We start from the raw sequence: 477 nt of genomic DNA on the forward strand, positions 1-477 counted from the left end.
CAGGGAATCCTGGAGGTCGGCGGTCTTGGCCATCTCCTTCTTCTGGCGCCGGATGCCGAGGAACATCGGCACCAGCAGAGCGAGAAGCAGAAGGGGAAACAGCAGCTCGAGCATCGGAAAGTCAGTCCTCAGGGTTGTCACACACGTCTATGGCACGGATCCGGGTCGGCGCCGCGCCACCCACCAGTGTGCCATTAGCAGGCCCACCGAAAGGGAATTCGGCACCGATCCCATTTCGCTCATATCGAACACACCTCGCCGCGACGTCCGGCGAAGCAGCGTCAGAATTCTCCGGATTCGGGTTCCGCCGGGCCGAACAGCCCCAGTTGCGGCTCCCTGGCACGCACCTCGATCCCGCCGACGGCGGCATCGGGAGGCGGAGATCAGCCCCAGTCTGCGGCCCAAGAGCCTGAGCGATTTCATCGGCCAGCCCCGGGTGCGCGAACAGCTCCAACTGGTACTCACCGGCGCGAAGAT

1 pseudogene is annotated in these 477 nt (G+C 64.4%); it reads right to left on the minus strand.

The window, feature by feature from the left end:
- Positions 1–114 (minus strand): annotated as a pseudogene (locus IJ15_RS25830) (preprotein translocase subunit YajC); the annotation flags it as partial.
- Between the last annotated feature and the right edge of the window lie 363 nt (positions 115–477).

Source organism: Prescottella defluvii (assembly GCF_000738775.1).
GTDB classification, from domain to species: Bacteria; Actinomycetota; Actinomycetes; order Mycobacteriales; family Mycobacteriaceae; genus Prescottella; species Prescottella defluvii.